The following is a 17,965-nucleotide window of genomic DNA, read 5'->3' as shown; positions in this document are numbered from 1 at the left end:
AGCTATATCGGCCAATTCCGGCGCATTAATAAACCCCGCGTAACGAAAAATTCGCCCTTACGCGACAGGCGCGACAGACAGCCCCTTCACCCCATGCTCCTGGATGAAGCGCGCCACGAGGCCGGAGCGCTTCGCCTCCTCGACGAAGTCGCGCAGGAAGGCCTCGGCCGCCGGATGGCCGCGCGTGGTGCCGATCGCCTGCTGCACCGCCATGAAGTTGCCCTCGAGGATGCGCGAGCCGGGGAAGAACTCGGCGTCGGTCAGCAGGCGCGGGCGCAGCCCGGCCAGGACCTCCAGCTTCTGCTCCGCGAAGAGCTGCACGGCGGCATCCAGCCCCTCGGCGCGGATCAGCGTGGCCTGGTGGATGTTGCGCTCCAGCCAGAGGTCGTAGGCCGAGCGGGCGGAGACGGCGATCCGGTTGCCCGGGCGATCCACCTCGGCGATCGCCGTGATGGGCGAGCCGGCGGGCACCAGGTAGGTGCTCTCGATCTCGGCATAGGCGGCCGTGAAGGCGATCTTCTCCGCCCGCTGCGGCTCGGCGCCGATCAGCCCGACATCCCAGGCGTCGGTCCCGGCCGCATCGGCGAGCAGGCCCGGATTGGGGAAGGTCACGTAGCGCACCGGCACGCCCAGCCGCTCGGCCAGGGCGCGGGCCATGCTGGGCGAGACGCCGGTCGGGCCGCCATCGGGGCTCCTGCCATTCACCAGCAGGAAGTTGGACATGTTGATGCCCGCGCGCAGCACGCCCGTGGGCGCAAGGCGGGCAACGATCTCCGGCGTGACGTTCATGGCTTCTCTCCCGTGGATCATTCCACCCTATCATCGGCCTGACGGTGCGCCAGGGCCGGACCCCCGGCGCCTCGATGCTCAGCGCGCGAGATTCACCTTCGCCAGGTCGATCAGCGAACCGGCCCGCCCGTCCATGACGGCCTTCAGCAGGAAGAGGCCGAAGCCCGCCATCTGGCCAAGCTCGGTCTTCGGCGGAATCGCCAATTCCTGCCGCGCGCTCACCACGTCGACCAGCGCCGGGCCGGGATGGGCGAAGGCCTCGGCGAGGGCCGGCGCCAGCGCCTGGGGATGCTCCACGCGGAAGCCGCGGATGCCCATCGCCTCGGCCATGGCGGCGAAGTTGGGATTCTTCAGCTCGCAGCCGACGTCGAGCAGGCCGGCCGCCTTCATCTCCATCTCGACGAAGCCGAGCGTCCCGTTGTTCAGCACCACCACTTTGATGGGCAGGCCGAGCTGGCTGAGCGTGATGAAGTCGCCCATCATCATCGTGAAGCCGCCATCGCCCGAGAGCGAGACGACCTGTCGCTCCGGGAAGGCCGCCTGCGCGCCGATGGCCTGCAGCAGCGCATTGGCCATGGAGCCGTGGTTGAAGGAGCCGAGCAGCCGCCGCTTGCCGTTCAGGGTCAGGTAGCGCGCGGCCCAGACGGTGGGCGTGCCGACGTCGCAGGTGAAAACGGCATCCTCGGACGCTGCCTCGCTCACCAGCCGTGTCACCAGCTGTGGGTGGATGACGTCGGCGCTGCGATCGGCCTCCGCGAGCGTGTCGAGCTCGTCCCGCGCCTTGCGGTAATGCGCGACGGCCTTGTCGAGATGGGCGCGGTCCGTCTTCGTGGCGAGCATCGGATTCAGCGCGCGCAGCGTCTCGCCCACATCGCCGGCGACGCCGAGGGTGAGCGCGCAGCGGTTGCCCAGCGCCTCCGGCCGCAGATCCACCTGCACGACGCGCGCACCCTCCGGGTAGAACTGCCGATAGGGGAAGTTCGTGCCCAGCATGACCAGCGTGTCGCAGGCCTTCATCGCCGCGTAGCCGGAGGAGAAGCCGATGAGGCCGGTCATCCCCACATCGTAGGGGTTGTCGTGCTCCAGCACCTCCTTGCCGCGCAGCGCATGGACGATGGGCGCCTTCAGGATCTCCGCCAGCTCCATCACCTCCGCGCGCGCCTCCGCGCAACCCGCGCCGCAGAGCAGCGTGATGCGGCGCGAGGAGTTCAGGATCGCCCCGAATTCGGTCAGCACCTCCCGCCCCGGCACCAGGCGCGGCGCGGCCGGCGCGATCCAATCGGGCACGCTCGCCTTCAGCGGCCGCAGCGCCACATCGCCCGGGATCACCACCACGGCGACGCCGCGCTTCGCGATCGCCACGCGCATGGCGCGCGCCAGGATCTGCGGCAGCTGCTCGGGGCTCGAGACCAGCTCCACATAGTGGCTGCATTCGCGGAAGAGCGTCTCGGGATGCGTGGCCTGGAAGTAGTCGGTGCCAATCTCCGCGCTCGGGATATGCGCGGCGATGGCGACGACGGGTGCCTGGCTGCGATGACAGTCGTAGAGGCCGTTGATGAGATGCAGGTTGCCCGGCCCGCAGCTGCCGGCGCAGACCGCGAGCTCGCCGGTGAGCTGCGCCTCCGCACCCGCGGCGAAGGCCGCCGCCTCCTCATGGCGCATATGAATCCAGTCGATCTTCGCGCGGGCCCGCAGCGCTTCCGTGAAGCCGTTCAGCGAGTCGCCGACGACGCCGTAGATGCGGCGAACGCCAGCCTTCTCCAGCGTGGCGGCAAGATAATGGGCGGCGGTATCGGCCATGGCGTTCTCCTGTCCTCGGCATCGCTTGCCGCGGTAACGTCTGCCGGGCGTGTCCGGTTGAAAAGTAAAAAGGCGGCGCCCTCTCGGACGCCGCCTTCAAATTCACCAATCCGCCGCTTTCAGTGCGAGGTCGCGGGCTCGGTGGCCGCTTCGGCTTCCTTCTTCCGGCGCCCGGCGAACTTCTGCGCGACCACGTAGAAGACCGGCGTGAAGATGAGGCCGAAGATCGTCACGCCCAGCATGCCGTAGAACACCGCGACACCCAGGCTCTGCCGCATCTCGGCACCCGCACCCGTCGCCACGGTGAGCGGCAGCACGCCCAGGATGAAGGCCAGCGAGGTCATCAGGATGGGCCGCAGGCGCGTCTGGGCGGCAGCCGCGGCGGCCTCCCAGCGCGTCATGCCGCCCTGCTCGGCCGCACGGGCGAATTCCACGATCAGGATCGCGTTCTTCGCCGCGAGGCCGACGAGCACCACGAGGCCCACCTGCACCAGCACGTTGTTGTCGAGGCCGGCGTGGTGCACGCCGAGCAGCGCCGCCAGCACCGACATCGGCGCGATCAGCACCACCGCCAGCGGCAGCAGCCAGCTCTCATACATCGCCGCCAGCACGAGGAAGACGAAGACCACGGCGAGGCCGAAGGCGATGGGCGCGGTATTGCCCTGCGTCGTTTCCTGCAGCGCGATCTCCGTCCATTCGTAGCCGAAACCCTCGGGCAGGGTGTTGCGCATCACCTGCTCCATGGCCGCGATGGCCTGGCCCGTGGAGAAGCCCGGAATGGCCGCGCCCTGCACCTCCGCCGCGGGGAAGAGGTTGTAGCGCGGCACGCGGTAGGGACCCGCTGTCTCGTGGAAGGTCGCGACGCTGCCCAGCGGCACCATCGCGCCCGCATCGGTCCGCGCCCGCAGCGCCGCGATATCCTCGACGGACATGCGGTGCTGCTGGTCGGCCTGCGCCGTCACGCGCCAGGTGCGGCCCAGCAGGTTGAAGTCGTTCACGAAGGCCGAGCCCATGTAGATGCTCATCGCCTCGTGGATGCGCGAGATGGGCAGGCCGATCATCTCCGCGCGCGGCCGGTCGATATCCGCCCGGATCTGCGGCGTGGAAGTGTTGAACAGGCTGAAAGCGAAGGCGATGCCCGGGGCGCCGTTCGCGGCCGCCAGCACCTGCTGCGTGACGCGCTCGAGCTCCTGTGGGCCGCGGCCGGCGCGGTCCTGGATCATCAGCTTGAAGCCGCCGCCCGTGCCGATGCCGGGGACCGGCGGCGGCGGGATCACCAGCACCAGCGCTGCGTCCTCGCCCATCAGCCGCTGCTGCATGTCGGCCAGGATGGAGTTGCCGGTGACGCCGAGATGCGCGCGCTCCTCGAAGGAGCGCAGGCCCGCGAAGACCACGCCCGTGTTCGGCGCATTGGTGAAGGTCGCGCCGTCGAGGCCCACGAAGGCGATGGAATTCGCCACGCCCGGCACCTGGGCGATGGTCTCGGAAGCGCGGCGGATCACCTCGTCCGTGCGGCTGAGGCTGGAGCCCGGCGGCAGCTGAAAGGCAGCGATGATGTAGCCGCGATCGAGCGGCGGGATCAGGCCCGTCGGCGTGACCAGCACCTGGCGGCCGGTGGCGCCCAGCAGGCCCGCATAGAGGACCAGCAGGATCACCGGCAGCCGCACCAGCTTCCGCGTCAGCCCGCCATAGCCGAAGGAGAGCTTGTCGAAGAACCAGTTGAAGCCGCGGAAGAACAGCGTGATCGGCAGGAAGATGCGCTTGGGCTTGTCATGCCCGTGCGGCTTCAGCAGCAGTGCCGCCAGCGCGGGCGACAGCGTCAGCGACACGATGGCCGACAGCACCGTGGCCACCGAGATCGTCACCGCGAACTGCTTGTAGAAGGCGCCCGAGATGCCATTGATGAAGGTCGTCGGGATGAACACCGCGACCAGCACCAGCGCGATGGCGATGAGGGCGAAGCCCACCTCGTCCATCGTCTTGCGGGCCGCCTCCAGCGGGGAGAGGCCTTCGGCCATGTGGCGCTCGGCGTTCTCCACCACCACGATCGCGTCGTCGACCACGATGCCGATGGCCAGGATCAGGCCGAACATGGTGAGCGAGTTCAGCGTGAAGCCCATCGCCAGCAGGATGGCAAAGGTGCCGATGATGGAGACCGGGATGGCCAGCAGCGGGATCACCGCCGCGCGCCAGTTCTGCAGGAACAGCACCACCACGAAGACGACCAGCACGATCGCCTCGATGAAGGTGTGCAGCACCGCCTCCATGCTCTGGGCGATGAAGCGCGTCGGGTCGTAGACGATGTCGTAGGCGATGCCGCTCGGGAAGGAATGCGCGGCCTCCTCCATCGTGCTGCGGATCGCCGCCGCGGTGGCCAGCGCGTTGCTGCCCGGCCGCTGGAAGACGCCGATGCCGACCGCCACGCGGTTATCCAGCAGCGCGTTGATCGTATAGTCGTTCGCGCCGATCTCGGTGCGCGCCACGTCGCGCAGGCGGATGGGCGCGCCGCCCGCGCCGGTGCCGATCACCTGCTCGTCGAACTGCTCGGGCGAGGCGAGCCGGCCCTGGGCCTGCAGCGCAATCTCGAAGGCGCCGGCATTGTTCGCGCGCGGCGCCTGGCCGATGGCGCCGGCCGCGACCTGCACGTTCGCACGCTGCAGGGCCGCCACCACGTCGCCGGCCGACATCCCGCGCGCCGCGACGCGGTCGGGATCCAGCCAGATGCGCATGGCGTAGTCGCGCGCGCCGAAGACCTGCGCGTCACCCACGCCTTCGAGCCGCGCGAGCCGGTCCTTGATGGTCAGCGTCGCGTAGTTGGAAACGTATTCCGGGCTGCGGCTGCCGTCGGGCGAGAGCATGTGCACGACCATGAGGAAGTCCGGCGAGGCCTTCTTCACGGTGATGCCCAGGCGCCGCACCTCCTCCGGCAGACGGGGCTCGGCGATGGCCACGCGGTTCTGCACGAGCACCTGCGCCTGGTCGACGTCGACGCCCTGGCGGAAGACGACGCTGATGCTCACCCGCCCGTCGCCGGTCGATTGCGAGGAGAGGTACAGCATGCCGTCGACGCCATTGATCTCCTGCTCGATGGGGCCGGCGACGGTGGAGGCGATGGTCTCCGCCGAGGCGCCGGGATAGAGCGCGGTCACCTGCACGGTGGGCGGCGCGATCTCGGGGAATTCGCCGATCGGCAGGCGCGTGGCCGCGATCGCGCCGATCAGCGTGATCGCGATGGAAACGACCGCCGCAAAGACCGGTCGGTCGATGAAGAATCTGGCGAGGCGCATCGATGTTGTTCCCTCAGACGCCAGGCGCCGGCTTGGCCGGCTTGGCTTCGCGCCGCGACGGGCACGATGGTGGCGGTGTCGGCCTGGGCGCGCCGGCCGCGGTTGCGGCCGGATTCGTCGAGGTCAGTCCTTGTGTGTTGCGTCGTCTAGAAAGTTAGTCGGCGGAGGCCAGCGGGCTCGGCCCGATGCGCCCCTGCTGTGCCGTCACTGCCGCGCCGGGACGCGCGCGGTGTAGGCCGCCGATGATCACGCGGTCCTGCGCCGTGAGGCCGGAGCGGATCACCCTGAGGCCATCCACCAGCTGGCCGAGCTGCACGGGCTTCGGCGCCACCGTGTTCTCCGCCGTCACCGTCATCACCATGCGGCCGCCCTGGTCGGCGAGGATCGCGGAATCCGGGACCATCACCGCAGCGCTGTCGCCGACGAAGAGGCGCAGCCGGGCGAAGCTGCCCGGGGTCAGCAGGAAATCGGGATTCGCCACCACGGCCCGGCCGCGGATGGTGCCGCTGCGCGGGTCGAAGACGCTGTCCACGAAGTCGAGCTGGCCCTGGTGGGCGAAGCCGGTCTCGTCGAGCAGGCGCAACTGCACCGGGGTCGTCTGCCGACTGCCGTCGGGCCGCATGGCGCCGCCGGCGGCACGGGCATAGCGCAGATACTGCGCCTCGCTCGCGTCGAAGACGGCATAGACCTGATCGAGCGCGACCAGCGTCGTCATCAGGGTCGTGCCCTGCTGGACGAGGTTGCCCGCATCCACCCGGCGGTCGCTGACGCGGCCGGTGCGCGGCGCCCGGATCTCGGAGAATTCCAGGTCGAGCTCGGCCTGGCTGAGCGAGGCCCGCGCGGCGGCGAGCCCGGCCTGCGCCTCGCGCAGCGCGCTGCGCCGGTTGTCCATGTCCGCCTCGGAGGAGAAGCGCTGCGCCACGAGCGGCGCGTAGCGGTTCACCTGCTGCCCGGCGACGACCACCCGCGCCTCGTTGCGGGCGACCTCCGCCCGCGCGCTGGCGACGGCGATCTGAAAGGGGCGCTGGTCGATGGTGAAAAGGAGGTCACCCGCCTGGACGGTGGCGCCGTCCTGGAAATGCACCACGGTCACCTGACCCGAGATCCGGGGCCGGATCTCCACCCGGGCGAGCGGCTCGATGCGGGCGGTGTGCTCGTCCCATTGCGGGACCGAGCGCGAAACGGGGTTGGCGACGGTGACCGGCGGGGCTGCCGGCGCACCCTGGGCGAGCGCGGGCGGCACGCCCGGAACCGTCAGGGCGGCCAGGACGGCAGCGCCCATCAGGGCGCGCCCCTTCCGCCCGGGCAGCGTGCGCGAAAGCCAGGAAAACCAGGGATTTTCGTCGTTAATTCCGCCCGCCTGAGGCTCAGAAGGCTTGATTTGCTGGATCGCCATGTCCACTCTCCAAGGGCGGATGTTACCGACCGGTACCGGCGTATATGAGTGACCGGTCTGTATCATCAAGTGGGAAATTTGCTGCGCCGCAAAATTCCTTGCGGCACACCAGAAAGGAGGTCGCTCATCATGTCCGAGGCCACGGCCGGCAAGCCGAAAGCCGCGCAGCGCATTCAGTCCGCTGCCAAGGACCTGTTCTATCGTCAGGGGATCCGAGCCACCGGTATCGAAGAGGTGTGCCGCGTCGCCGAGGCGACGAAGATGAGCCTTTACCGGGCCTATCCCAGCAAGGACGCTCTGATCGCCGCCATCCTCTGCGAGGACGCCGAGGAATGGGACGTCTGGTTCAAGGAGGTCACCGAGGCCGCGCCGACGGCCGTCGGCAAGCTCCGCGCCCTCATGGAGGCCGCCGCCCGGGAGATGGAAGACCCAGATTATCGCGGCTGTTGCCCCCTGCTCCTCGCCCAGGCCGAGTTCCCGGACCCCGAGCATCCCACCCATCGCCTCGTCGCTTCCTTTAAGGGACGCATGTGCCAGGCCCTCGTCGACCTCTCGCGCGAGGCCGGCGCCACTGAGCCCCAACGGCTGGGCGAGCTGCTCGCCATGCTCTTCGACGGCGCCTGGTCCAGCATTCCCCATCTCGGCGGCAAGCGGGCCGGCGAGGTCCTGCGAGACGGCGCGGACCTCTTCTTCCGCGCCCTTCTGCCGCCCGAGTGATCGGGGGCGGGGCGGCCCCGTCCATGCGTCGCTGTCCAAGGATGTCGGCTCCGACCCAGAGGGCCCGGCGCGCGCCGGGAAGCTTGCACCGGCAAGCCGACAGGGGGCATAGAACCTCAGGTTAAGTTGAGGTCAAGCCCGCCATGGCATCGTCCATCGACGTCAAACGCCAGCTCTCCGTCGGTGAGGTCGCGCGACGCAGCGGCGTCGCCGTCTCGACGATCCATTTCTACGAGGCCAAGGGCCTCATCACCGGGGAGCGCAATGCCGGCAACCAGCGGCGCTACCCCCGCGAGGTCCTGCGCCGCGTCGCGATCATCAAGGTGGCGCAGCGCGCCGGCATCGCCCTCGCCACGATCCAGGAAGCCCTGGGCGAGATCCCCGCGGGCCGCATCCCGACCCAGGAGGACTGGCATCGCCTCTCGACCCGCTGGAAGGACATGCTGGAGAACCGCATCGCCGACCTGATCCAGCTGCGCGACCAGCTGGAGGGCTGCATCGGCTGCGGCTGCCTCTCACTGCAGGAATGCCCGCTCCGCAACCCGGCGGACCGGTTGGGCCAGTCCGGAAAGGGCGCGATGCTGCTGCGGCGCGCCTAGCCTTGGGGGCCAGCACCGCGCTTGAAGCCTCGCCAGGAAGGACCGGGCGTGCAGTTCCGATCAGACCTGGGTCTGCCAGGCAAGTTGCCCGTGATGGATGGGAAAGAAAATGCTGCCACAACTCCTGACCTATGAAGGGTGCGAAGACGCGCTGAGTTGGCAGGGCGCGATCGACGCTCTGCGTCAGGGCCACAAGCTTGCCCGTCCCCAGCAGGGAGATCTGCATCTCGGCTCGGGCGACGCGCGGCTTCTGAACCGTGCTGCCCGCATCGAGGGGCTTGGCTTCGTGATCAAGGGCGAGAGCGTGTTCCCCGGCAATGCGCAGAGGGGGCTGCCCTCCATACAGGGCGCGGTACTGCTCTATGATCCCCATTGCGGTTCGCTTCGCGCCGTCATCGAAAGCAGATTGGTCACCCAGTACAAGACAGCCGCGGATTCCGTTCTGGGCGCCCAATGCCTGGCACGCCCGGACAGCCGCCACCTGCTCATCCTTGGGGCCGGGATGTTGGCTTCGACGCTGGCGCGCGCCTATGACGCGGCCTTTCCTGGCATTGAGCGCATCTCGATCTGGTCGCGGCGCCCAGAGCAGGCAGCGGCTCTTGCCGCAACGCTCGGCCATATCAGGTCCAAGGTGACGGCTGTGATCGACCTGCCGAAAGCGGTTGGACAAGCCGACATCGTCTCGGCCGCGACCATGGCCCGGCAGCCCATCCTTCTGGGCCGATGGGTACGGCCCGGCACCCATGTCGACCTCCTGGGCGCCTTCACCCCGGACATGCGCGAGGCCGATGACGAGCTGATCGCCTCGTCCCTGGTCTATGTGGATTACCTCGATACGACCGTCGATCAGATCGGGGAGCTGATGCAGCCGATCCGGTCCGGCGTCATCACCCGCGATCATGTGCGTGGCGATCTCTACGATCTGGTGGCGGCGGATGGATCAAGCCGCGGATCCGAGGAACAGATCACCCTCTTCAAGAATGGCGGGGGCGCACATCTCGATCTCATGATCGCCGATTACGTCACGAGAGCGGTGCGCCCGGCCGAAGAGTTGGCTCCGCCGACACCGACGCGAAGCGGCGTTTCGCCCTAAGCCTCGCGCGCCTCGGCGATCAGCATGCGACGCAGCCAGGCATGGCCGGGATCGGCCTCGAAGCGCCGGTGGAACACCATCGACAGGCGCGTGTGCTTCACGTCGATCGGCGGCGCGCGCGTCACCAGCCGATGAACGTCCACCATCTGCGCCGCCAGGCGGGAGGACAGGGTGATGATCATGTCCGTCCGCAGCAGGATCTCCGGCACGGCGCAGAGATGCGCCACCACCGCGCCCAGTCGGCGCGCCTTCCCCTCCTCCGCCAGCGCGCGGTCCAGCGCGCCGTCGCGCGAGCCGTTGGGCGAGTGCAGCAGATGCGGGACGGAGAGGAAGCGCTCCAGCGTCAGCTCGCCCTCGGCCAGGGGATGGTCGGCGCGCATCAGGGTCTGGAAGGCTTCCGGCAGCATGCGGACGCGCGTGTAGAGGGCGCTCGGCTCGGCCAGGACGGCGATGGCCAGCTGCGCGTCGCCGCGCCCGAGAAGCTCCTCCACATTCGTGCGATCGGCATGGCTGACGGCGAGCAGCGCGTTCGGCGCCTCGCGATGCATCCGCTCCAGGACGCGGGGCACGAGCGCGGCCTCGGCATATTCCGACATGGCGACCGCGAAGACGCGCCGCGTCGTGGAAGGATCGAAGGGCGCACGCACGGAAAGCGTCTCGGCCAGGCGGTCCAGCGCCTCGGCGATGGGGGCGGCCAGGGCGGCGGCCAGGGCCGTCAGCTCCACCCCGCCCGGCCGGCGGAGGAAGAGCTCGTCGCCCAGGGCCACGCGCAGCCGCGCCAGCGCATTGGACACGGCGGGCTGCGAGAGGTTCAGGCGCTCGGCCGCGCGGGTCACGTGCCGCTCGCGCGCGACGGCGTCGAAGATGCGCAAGAGGTTGAGATCGAGCTGGGACAGTTCGGTCATGGGCGCCCGCCATCATTCACGACCGTGATGATCCCCGCTTCGCGGGCGCAGGGGAAGGGTGTCGGCGTTAACCCTCCCTCAAGGCGCCGGCCGCCAGACTGCGCCCCTCGACAGGCAGGATGCGGCATTGGCCAGACGTGGCAATGGTGGCGGGATCATCGTCATCAGGCGGAGCGAGGAGGCACGGCCGGCGCATCACGGCGGCGCGTGGAAGGTCGCCTATGCCGATTTCGTGACGGCCATGATGGCCTTCTTCCTGCTGATGTGGCTGCTGAACGCGACCACCGAGGCGCAGCGCCGAGGCCTGGCGGACTACTTCAACCCCTCCGCCACCCTCTCGGCCTCGACCTCGGGCCTCGGCCAGCCCTTCGGCGGCAGGACGCCGCATAGCGAGGGGGACATGGCGGCCGATACCGGCGCCATCCGGCTGGAGCGCGGCCCACGCCCCACGCAATCCGAGGAGGAGGATGAGAGCGAGACGCCAGACATCCCCGTCCGCCGCCTGGAGGGCCCGCCCGGCGAGGAGGAGGTCGCGGGCCGCCGTGTGGCGGAAGCCGCGCCGGGACCGGCGGAGGGGCAGCGCCATGCCGGCAGCGGCACGGCGGAACGCCCCGTCGAGGTCCCGCGGGAGCTTGGGGTCGCTTCCGGCCCGCCCGTGGCCCGGCTGGAGAGGCCCATTACCGAAGAGTCCCGGGAATCCGCCGGCGAGCGCGAGCAGCAGGCCCTGGAAGGCATGGTGGAGAAGCTGCGCGAAAACTTCCTCGCCGATCCCGCCCTGGCCGCGCTGGCGCGCCAGGTGCTCGTCGAGATCGCGCCCGAGGGGCTGCGCATCCAGCTCCTCGAGGCCGACGGCCAGCCCATGTTCACGACCGGCGGCGCGGTGCCGACGGAGCGCGCGCGCCTCATGATCCGCGCCGTCGCCCAGGCCGCGGCGTCCCTGCCCAATGCCGTGCAGGTAACAGGTCATACCGATAGCGCGCCCTTCCGGAGCGGCGGCCGCACCAATTGGGACCTCTCCGCCGATCGCGCCAATGCGGCGCGCCGCCTGCTCTCGGAGGCCGGCGTCGACGAAGCGCGGATCCGCGGCGTGACCGGCATGGCGGATCGCGAGCCATTGCTTCCCGGCCAGCCCCAGGCGGCGGGCAACCGGCGCGTGGCGATCACGCTGCTGCGTCAGGAGGCGCCCCGGTGACGACTCTCCTCGGCTTCCTGTTCCTGCTGGCGATGGTCTTCGGCGGCTACACCGTGGCGGGCGGCAAGTTCGGCATCATCCTGCACGCCCTGCCCTATGAGATGATGATCATCGGCGGCGCCGCGATCGGCGCCTTCCTGATGGCCAATTCCATGGGCGAGGTGAAGCACGCCTTCGCGGGCCTCGGGAAAATCATGAGGGGCCCGCGCTTCCGAAAGGAGGATTACACCGCGCTTCTCTCGCTGCTCTACTACTTCGTGCGGCTGGCGCAGACCAAGGGCGCACTGGCGCTCGAGCCGCATATCGAGAAGCCGGAGGAAAGTGCCGCCTTCGCCAAATTCCCGAGCATCCGCGCGGATCATCACGCGACGGTGCTGATCTGCGACTACCTCCGCATGGTCGGCATGAACGCCGACGACCCGCACCAGATCGAGGACACCATGGCGCGGGAGCTCAAGAAGATCCGCGAGGAGGAGCTGCACCCCTCGCATGCCATGCAGAACATCGCGGATGCGCTGCCGGCGCTCGGCATCGTCGCGGCGGTGCTGGGCGTCATCAAAACCATGGCCGCCATCGACCAGCCGCCCGCCGTGCTCGGCGCCATGATCGGCGGCGCGCTGGTCGGCACCTTCCTCGGCGTCCTGCTGGCCTATGGAATGGTGGGGCCCCTCGCCGCGCGGCTGAAGAGCATCGTCGAGGAGGAGGCTCCCTATTACGAGGTGATCCGCGCCGTCATCGTCGCGCATCTGCATGGCAATGCACCGCAGGTCTCCATCGAGACGGGACGCAAGGTGGCGCCTTCGAACGTGATGCCGACTTTCCAGGAGATGGAAGCCGCGCTGCAGGAGCTGGTGATCAACTAGCGCCGCCCGGCCCTCACCGCCCCCGGCTTGACGCGATCCTTTTCCTGCCCGACGCCTCCTGCATGGACCTGACCGATCATCTCCGCGCCCAGGCGCTCTCGCCCTTCCACGACCTCATGGGCGTCTCGATGCTGTCCTGGGAGGAGGGCCTGGCACGGCTGACCTGCCTGCCGGGGCCGATGCATGCGAACCGCTCGGGCATCGTGCATGGCGGCGTGATGCTGGCCCTGCTCGACCAGTGCAACGCCTTCGCCGGCCTCTACTGCCCCTTCCCCGGCCGCACGCGGCTGGCCGTCACGCTCGATCTCGACACGCGCTTCACGGGCCAGGCCCGGATCGGCACTCGGCTGATCGCCGAGGGGCGCGTGGTTACCGCCGGCCGCAACATCTTCTTCGCCCGCGGCGAGGTGAAGGACGAGGAAGGCAACCTGATCGCCTTCGGTGCCTCCACCCATCGCTACCGCTCGGGCAGCCATGGCTCCGAAGGCGTGCCGCTGGAAGCGCCGGGCAGCTGACCGGCGCGGCTTCGCGCTGAGGGCCGCCCCCTGCTTACGCGGCCCGTAGCGCCTTCCACACGACCTCGGGCGTGGCCGGCATGTCGATGGTCCGCACGCCGGAATCCGCCAGCGCATCCACCAGCGCATTCACGACCGCCGGCGGCGAACCCACGGCACCCGCCTCGCCCGCACCCTTCACGCCCAGCGGATTGGTCTCGCAGGGCACCGACATCAGCTCGACCTCGATGCTCGGCAGGTCCTCGGCGCGCGGCAGGGCATAGTCCATGAAGCTGGCGGAGAGGAGCTGCCCGCTCTCGGGGTCGTAGGAAGTGCGCTCCATGAAGGCCTGGCCGATGCCCTGGGCCACGCCGCCATGCACCTGGCCGCGCACGATCAGCGGGTTCAGCGCATGGCCCACATCGTCCACCACCACATACTTCTCGAAGCGGATCATGCCCGTATCCGGATCGACCTCCACCTCGGCGCCGTGGCAGCCGTTCGGGAAGGTGTGGTTGTCGATATTCGCGATCTCCAGCGCGTCCAGCAGGATCGTGTCCTCGCCCGCCGCGATGCGCGCGCGCTGCTGCGCCGCGAGGTCGAGGATGCCGATCTCGCGATCCGTGCCGACGACGCGGAAGCCGCGCGCTCGGTCGAACTCGATGTCGATCAGTGCCGTCTCCAGGATCTCGGACGCCGCCTGCCGGCCCTTCTCGATGACCGAGGCCGTCGTCACCAGGATCGCCTGCCCCTCGGAATAGAGGCTGCGCGCGCCGCCCGTGCCGCCGCCGGAGGGCAGGGTGTCGCTATCGCCCTGCTTGATGCGGATCTTGTCCATGGGAATGCCGAGCTCGTGCGCGGTGAGCATGACATAGGCCGTCTCGTGGCCCTGGCCGGTGCTCTGCGTGCCGACATAGACGTCCACGAAGCCGTCCTCGGCGAACTTCACCGAGGCGTTCTCGGTCGCCGCGCCGCCGGTGGCCTCGAGGTAATAGGCGATGCCGATCCCGCGCTTCTTGCCGCGCCGGGCCGCCTCCGCCTTGCGTGCGGGGAAGCCCTGCCAGTCGAGACGCTTCAGCGCCTCCTCCATCAGCATGGCGAACTCGCCGCTGTCGTAACGCTGACCCATCGCGGAGACGTAGGGCATGGCGCTGGAGGGGACCATGTTGCGCCGGCGCAGCTCGATCCGGTCCACGCCGATCTCGCGCGCGGCGGTGTCGATCAGCCGTTCGACCAGGTAGTTGGATTCCGGCCGTCCTGCGCCGCGATAGGCGTCCACCGGCACGGTATTCGTCAGCACGCCGATGACATGCGCGTAGATGGCCTGGAAGCCATAGACGCTCGCCAGCACCTTGGTGCCCGCCCCGGTCGGGATGAAGGGCGCGTAGTTGGAGAGATAGGCGCCCATGCCCGCCAGGTTGCGTGTCCGCATGGCGAGGAACTTGCCGCCGGCATCCAGCGCCAGCTCGCCCAGGGTCACGTTGTCGCGGCCCTGGCTGTCGGACTGGAAGGCCTCGGTGCGTTCGGAAACCCACTTCACGGGGCGCCCGACCTTACGGGCGGCGAAGCAGGTCAGCACGTGCTCGGCGTAGAGGAAGAGCTTCATGCCGAAGCCGCCGCCCACATCCGTGGTCACCACGCGGAACCTGTCGGCCTCCTGGCCGAAGACGCCGGCCAGCATGTCCTTCACCTGCCAGGCGCCCTGGGTGTTGGTGTGCAGCGTCCAGCTGCCCGCCGCCGCATCGTATTGCGCCAGCGCCGCGCGGGCCTCCATGCTCGCGACCACGACGCGGTTGTTCACCACGGTGAGGCTGGTCACATGCGCGGCCTGGGCGAAGAGCGCGTCCACCTTCGCCTTGTCGCCGACGGACCAGTCGAAGCAGATGTTGTTCTTCGCGCCGGGCCAGACCAGCGGCTGGCCGGCCTCGGTGGCCGTCGCCAGCTCCGTGACCGAGGGCAGGATGTCGTAGTCGACCAGGATGGCCTCGCCGGCATCGCGCGCGGCTTCGGGCGTCTCGGCGATGACCAGCGCCACGCCGTCGCCCACATGGCGCACCGCATCCTTGGCAAGCGCGAAATGCGGCGTCTCGGCGCGGCTGCTGCCGTCGATGTTCTTCATCGGGATCACGCAGGGCACCTCGCCCACGCCGTCCGCGACCATGTCGGCCTGTGTGAAGACCCCGACCACGCCCGGCATGGCCTTCGCCTCGGCCGTGTCGATGGAGAGGATGCGCGCATGGGCGTGCGGGCTGCGCAGCACATAGGCGTGCGTCTCGCCCGGCACCTGGATGTCGCCGGTATAGAGGCCGTTGCCCTTCAGCAGACGCGGATCCTCGACGCGCCGAACCGACTGGCTCAATCCGAACTTCGCCATGGGATTTCCCTCACCTTTTCACCGCATCATCTGACGATGATGCGCCAAAGGAAAAGGGGGACGGAAACTTTCTTCGCGTGCTGAAATCCAGGGATGACGAGCTCCCCTCTCCGCCTCTGCTTCTTCGGCGACAGCATGGTCAACGGCACCGGCGACGACGCCTGCCTGGGCTGGGTGGGGCGCGCCTGCGCCGCCGCGCGACGCGGCGGGCGCGACATCACCTGCTACAATCTGGGCATCCGCCGCGACACCAGCGAAGACGTGCTGAAGCGCTGGGAAAGCGAGGCGAAAGGCCGGCTTCCGGCCGATCATGACGGGCGCCTGGTCTTCTCCTTCGGCACCAATGACGCCTGCCCCGGCAGCGACGGCGCGCCGCGTGTGGCGCCCGATCGCACCCTCACGAATGCGGAGGCTATCCTCGCTGCCGCGAGGGCCTGGCGCCCCACGCTGATGGTCGGCCCCCTGCCCATCTGCGACCCGATTGTCGATGCGCGGACGGCGGAGCTCTCCCTACGATTTGCCGGGCTCTGTGATCGATTGGGCATACCGTTCTTGCCGGTCATTGATATCGCCCGCACCTCCGAGGCGTGGGCGCGCGAGGTCGCGGCGGGCGACGGCGCTCATCCCAACGAGCAGGGCTATGCGCTGATCGCCCAGGCCTTCATGCGCTGGCCGCCCTGGAAGGCATGGGTCGCGGGGCCAGCCTGACGGAGGCTCCCGGAACTTCACTCAGCCCGATCACCCGGAGACAGAGGCCGCCGGATCAGTAGATGGCGGCGCCAACCGCAGGTCATTCCCCCACCGTGCCGAGGTGCAAGGCGGTTGTGGCTCAGGCACTGCCGGATGACACCGGATCGCTGGCGGGAAAGCTGTCGGCGAGCGCCCGGTCGAGCTGCGTTTCCTGGCGGCGGATCTCCGCCTCTGCCTGGAGCCAGAAATGCTGCTCCTGGCCCTCGGGCCGTCCCGCCTCTTCCCAGAGACGATAGGCCGTCTCCCGGATGCGCTGCTCCACAAGAGTCGACTGGTCGGTCATGTGGGGGCCTTTCGTGTTTCCTGGCCCCTTGAAGTTCGGGGTCCCCGGTGGGAGTTCAAGCCGGCCGGGCCGCGATATTCGGCGAATCCGCCCCCTGCCTGCCCTCCCCCGTAGGAGGCCGGGGTGGGCAGGTCCGGGAGCGCCTCCGATCTGATTCCGCACCGCCGCAGGAAGCTTGACCTTGCGGCAAATTTGCCATGCTCATACACGCCATTCGACGGCTAGAGGTGTAGGACACTCATGCGACTTCAGGTTGCTCCCCTCGTCATGGGCTTTGCCCTCCTCGCCCTGGCACAGGCCCCGGTCGCCCATGCGCAGATGCCGGGGGGGCCACCGCCGGCGGTCGGCATCGTCGAGGCCACGCGCCGGCCCGTCACCGAGAGCACCGAGTTCATCGGCCGGGTGGAGGCGATCAACCGCGTCGACATCCGCGCCCGGATCACAGGCTTCCTCGAGGCCCGGCACTTCACCGAGGGCACCGAGGTCGAGGAAGGCGCCCCCCTCTACCGGATCGAGCACGCGCCCTTCGAGGCGCAGCTCGACCAGGCGCGTGCCAACGTCGCCTCGGCCGAGGCCAGCCTGGCCAATGCCCGCGTCGCCCTGACCCGTGCGCGGGACCTGCGCTCCACCGGCGCCGGCACCCAGGTGGCCCTCGACAATGCCGTGGCGTCCGAGCGTACGAGCTCGGCCCAGCTGCTGGGGGCGCAAGCCGCCGTCCGCATCGCCGAAATCAACCTCGCCTACGCCGACATCACCGCGCCCATCGCCGGGGCCATCGGGCGCAGCACCTATACCCCCGGCAACGTCGTCTCCCCGCAGAGCGAGCCCCTGGCGACCATCGTCAGCCAGGACCCGATGCGCATCGCCTTCACGATCCCCCAGCGCACCGCGATCGAACTGCGGAACCGCTACGAGGGGCGGGGCGGTACCTCCGCCGTGGTGGTCCGCATCCGCCGGGTGGATGGCAGCGTCTATGATCAGGTCGGCCATATCGACTTCATCGACACCTCCGTCAGCCGCGACACCGATTCGTTGCTGATCCGCGCCAGCATCCCCAATCCCATCCGGCAGGGTGCCCAGCCCGGCCAGCCCGGCGCGCGCTCGCTGATCGACGGCCAGTTCGTCACCGTGCTGCTGGAGGGTGCGGAGCCCGTCCAGGCCATCGTGATCCCGCGCGCCGCCGTGGCGCAGGACCAGCAGGGCTTCTTCGTCTACGTCGTGGACAACGAGAACAAGGCCCAGCGGCGCAACATCCGCATGGGCAGCAGCACCGCCGAGGCCGCCACGATCGAGAGCGGCCTCCAGCCCGGCGACCGCGTGGTGACCGAGGGCATCCAGCGCATCCGCCCCGGACAGGTCGTGAATCCCGCCCCCGCCAGCGCCCCGCGACCCGGCGCCCCCGCGGGCCGGCCGGGCTGATCGG

General features: G+C 69.4%; 15 protein-coding genes. 8 read left to right on the top strand and 7 right to left on the bottom strand.

The window, feature by feature from the left end:
* Positions 1–57: 57 nt before the first annotated feature.
* The 4 genes from KHU32_RS07215 to KHU32_RS07200 form a co-directional block, all read right to left on the bottom strand.
* Positions 58–789 carry an ABC transporter substrate-binding protein gene (locus KHU32_RS07215; protein WP_213669325.1) on the bottom strand — a complete coding sequence of 244 codons (732 nt, stop codon included), beginning with the start codon at positions 787–789 and terminating at the stop codon, positions 58–60.
* A gap of 78 nt (positions 790–867) precedes the next feature.
* A complete protein-coding gene (gene poxB, locus KHU32_RS07210) occupies positions 868–2,589 on the bottom strand; it encodes a ubiquinone-dependent pyruvate dehydrogenase (RefSeq protein WP_213669324.1) in 1,722 nt (573 codons plus the stop codon).
* Between the two features lie 119 nt (positions 2,590–2,708).
* Positions 2,709–5,876: an efflux RND transporter permease subunit gene (locus KHU32_RS07205; protein ID WP_213669323.1), complete on the bottom strand. Its 3,168-nt coding sequence runs from the start codon at positions 5,874–5,876 to the stop codon at positions 2,709–2,711.
* 154 nt (positions 5,877–6,030) lie between these two features.
* Positions 6,031–7,158 (bottom strand): efflux RND transporter periplasmic adaptor subunit, encoded by a 1,128-nt coding sequence (locus KHU32_RS07200; protein WP_213669322.1) that lies wholly within the window; start codon positions 7,156–7,158, stop codon positions 6,031–6,033.
* A gap of 243 nt (positions 7,159–7,401) precedes the next feature.
* Between KHU32_RS07200 and KHU32_RS07195 the strand changes: the two genes are divergently transcribed.
* The 3 genes from KHU32_RS07195 (at position 7,402) to KHU32_RS07185 (ending at position 9,681) form a co-directional block, all read left to right on the top strand.
* The gene (locus tag KHU32_RS07195) at positions 7,402–7,989 is read left to right on the top strand and encodes a TetR/AcrR family transcriptional regulator (protein ID WP_213669321.1); all 588 of its coding nucleotides are present in this window, start codon (positions 7,402–7,404) and stop codon (positions 7,987–7,989) included.
* 143 nt (positions 7,990–8,132) lie between these two features.
* Positions 8,133–8,588, top strand: coding sequence for a redox-sensitive transcriptional activator SoxR (gene soxR, locus KHU32_RS07190; protein WP_213669320.1), 456 nt, complete (start codon positions 8,133–8,135; stop codon positions 8,586–8,588).
* 109 nt (positions 8,589–8,697) lie between these two features.
* The gene (locus KHU32_RS07185; protein WP_213669319.1) at positions 8,698–9,681 is read left to right on the top strand and encodes an ornithine cyclodeaminase family protein; all 984 of its coding nucleotides are present in this window, start codon (positions 8,698–8,700) and stop codon (positions 9,679–9,681) included.
* Here the strand turns inward: KHU32_RS07185 and KHU32_RS07180 are convergent.
* Positions 9,678–10,586, bottom strand: coding sequence for a LysR family transcriptional regulator (locus KHU32_RS07180; RefSeq protein WP_213669318.1), 909 nt, complete (start codon positions 10,584–10,586; stop codon positions 9,678–9,680). The genes KHU32_RS07185 and KHU32_RS07180 overlap by 4 nt on opposite strands.
* A 127-nt stretch (positions 10,587–10,713) precedes the next feature.
* Here KHU32_RS07180 and KHU32_RS07175 point away from each other — a divergent pair, with 127 nt between their 5' ends.
* From KHU32_RS07175 to KHU32_RS07165, 3 genes are all read left to right on the top strand, one after another.
* The gene (locus tag KHU32_RS07175) at positions 10,714–11,778 is read left to right on the top strand and encodes a flagellar motor protein MotB (RefSeq protein ID WP_213669317.1); all 1,065 of its coding nucleotides are present in this window, start codon (positions 10,714–10,716) and stop codon (positions 11,776–11,778) included.
* Entirely contained in the window at positions 11,775–12,641 is an 867-nt protein-coding gene (gene motA, locus KHU32_RS07170) for a flagellar motor stator protein MotA (protein WP_213669316.1), read from the top strand. Before KHU32_RS07175 ends, motA begins: the two co-directional genes overlap by 4 nt.
* A gap of 62 nt (positions 12,642–12,703) precedes the next feature.
* Complete coding sequence (locus KHU32_RS07165) at positions 12,704–13,156, top strand: PaaI family thioesterase (RefSeq protein WP_213669315.1); 453 nt, start codon at positions 12,704–12,706, stop codon at positions 13,154–13,156.
* Positions 13,157–13,190: 34 nt separating this feature from the next.
* On the opposite strand, the gene KHU32_RS07160 is transcribed toward KHU32_RS07165, so the two are convergent.
* Positions 13,191–15,509: a xanthine dehydrogenase family protein molybdopterin-binding subunit gene (locus KHU32_RS07160; protein WP_213669314.1), complete on the bottom strand. Its 2,319-nt coding sequence runs from the start codon at positions 15,507–15,509 to the stop codon at positions 13,191–13,193.
* A gap of 93 nt (positions 15,510–15,602) precedes the next feature.
* On the opposite strand from KHU32_RS07160, the gene KHU32_RS07155 reads away from it, so the two are divergent.
* Entirely contained in the window at positions 15,603–16,217 is a 615-nt protein-coding gene (locus tag KHU32_RS07155) for a GDSL-type esterase/lipase family protein (protein ID WP_213669313.1), read from the top strand.
* A gap of 121 nt (positions 16,218–16,338) precedes the next feature.
* Here KHU32_RS07155 and KHU32_RS07150 read toward each other — a convergent pair whose 3' ends face one another.
* Positions 16,339–16,542, bottom strand: a complete 204-nt coding sequence (locus KHU32_RS07150) for a DUF2934 domain-containing protein (protein WP_213669312.1) — start codon at positions 16,540–16,542, stop codon at positions 16,339–16,341.
* A gap of 240 nt (positions 16,543–16,782) precedes the next feature.
* Here KHU32_RS07150 and KHU32_RS07145 point away from each other — a divergent pair, with 240 nt between their 5' ends.
* On the top strand, positions 16,783–17,961 hold the full coding sequence (locus KHU32_RS07145) for an efflux RND transporter periplasmic adaptor subunit (RefSeq protein ID WP_213669311.1): 1,179 nt from the start codon (positions 16,783–16,785) through the stop codon (positions 17,959–17,961).
* Positions 17,962–17,965 lie beyond the last annotated feature (4 nt).

Origin of the sequence: Roseococcus pinisoli (assembly GCF_018413645.1) — a bacterium.
GTDB classification, from domain to species: Bacteria; Pseudomonadota; Alphaproteobacteria; order Acetobacterales; family Acetobacteraceae; genus Roseococcus; species Roseococcus pinisoli.
This window is presented reverse-complemented; position numbering and strand designations above follow the sequence as displayed.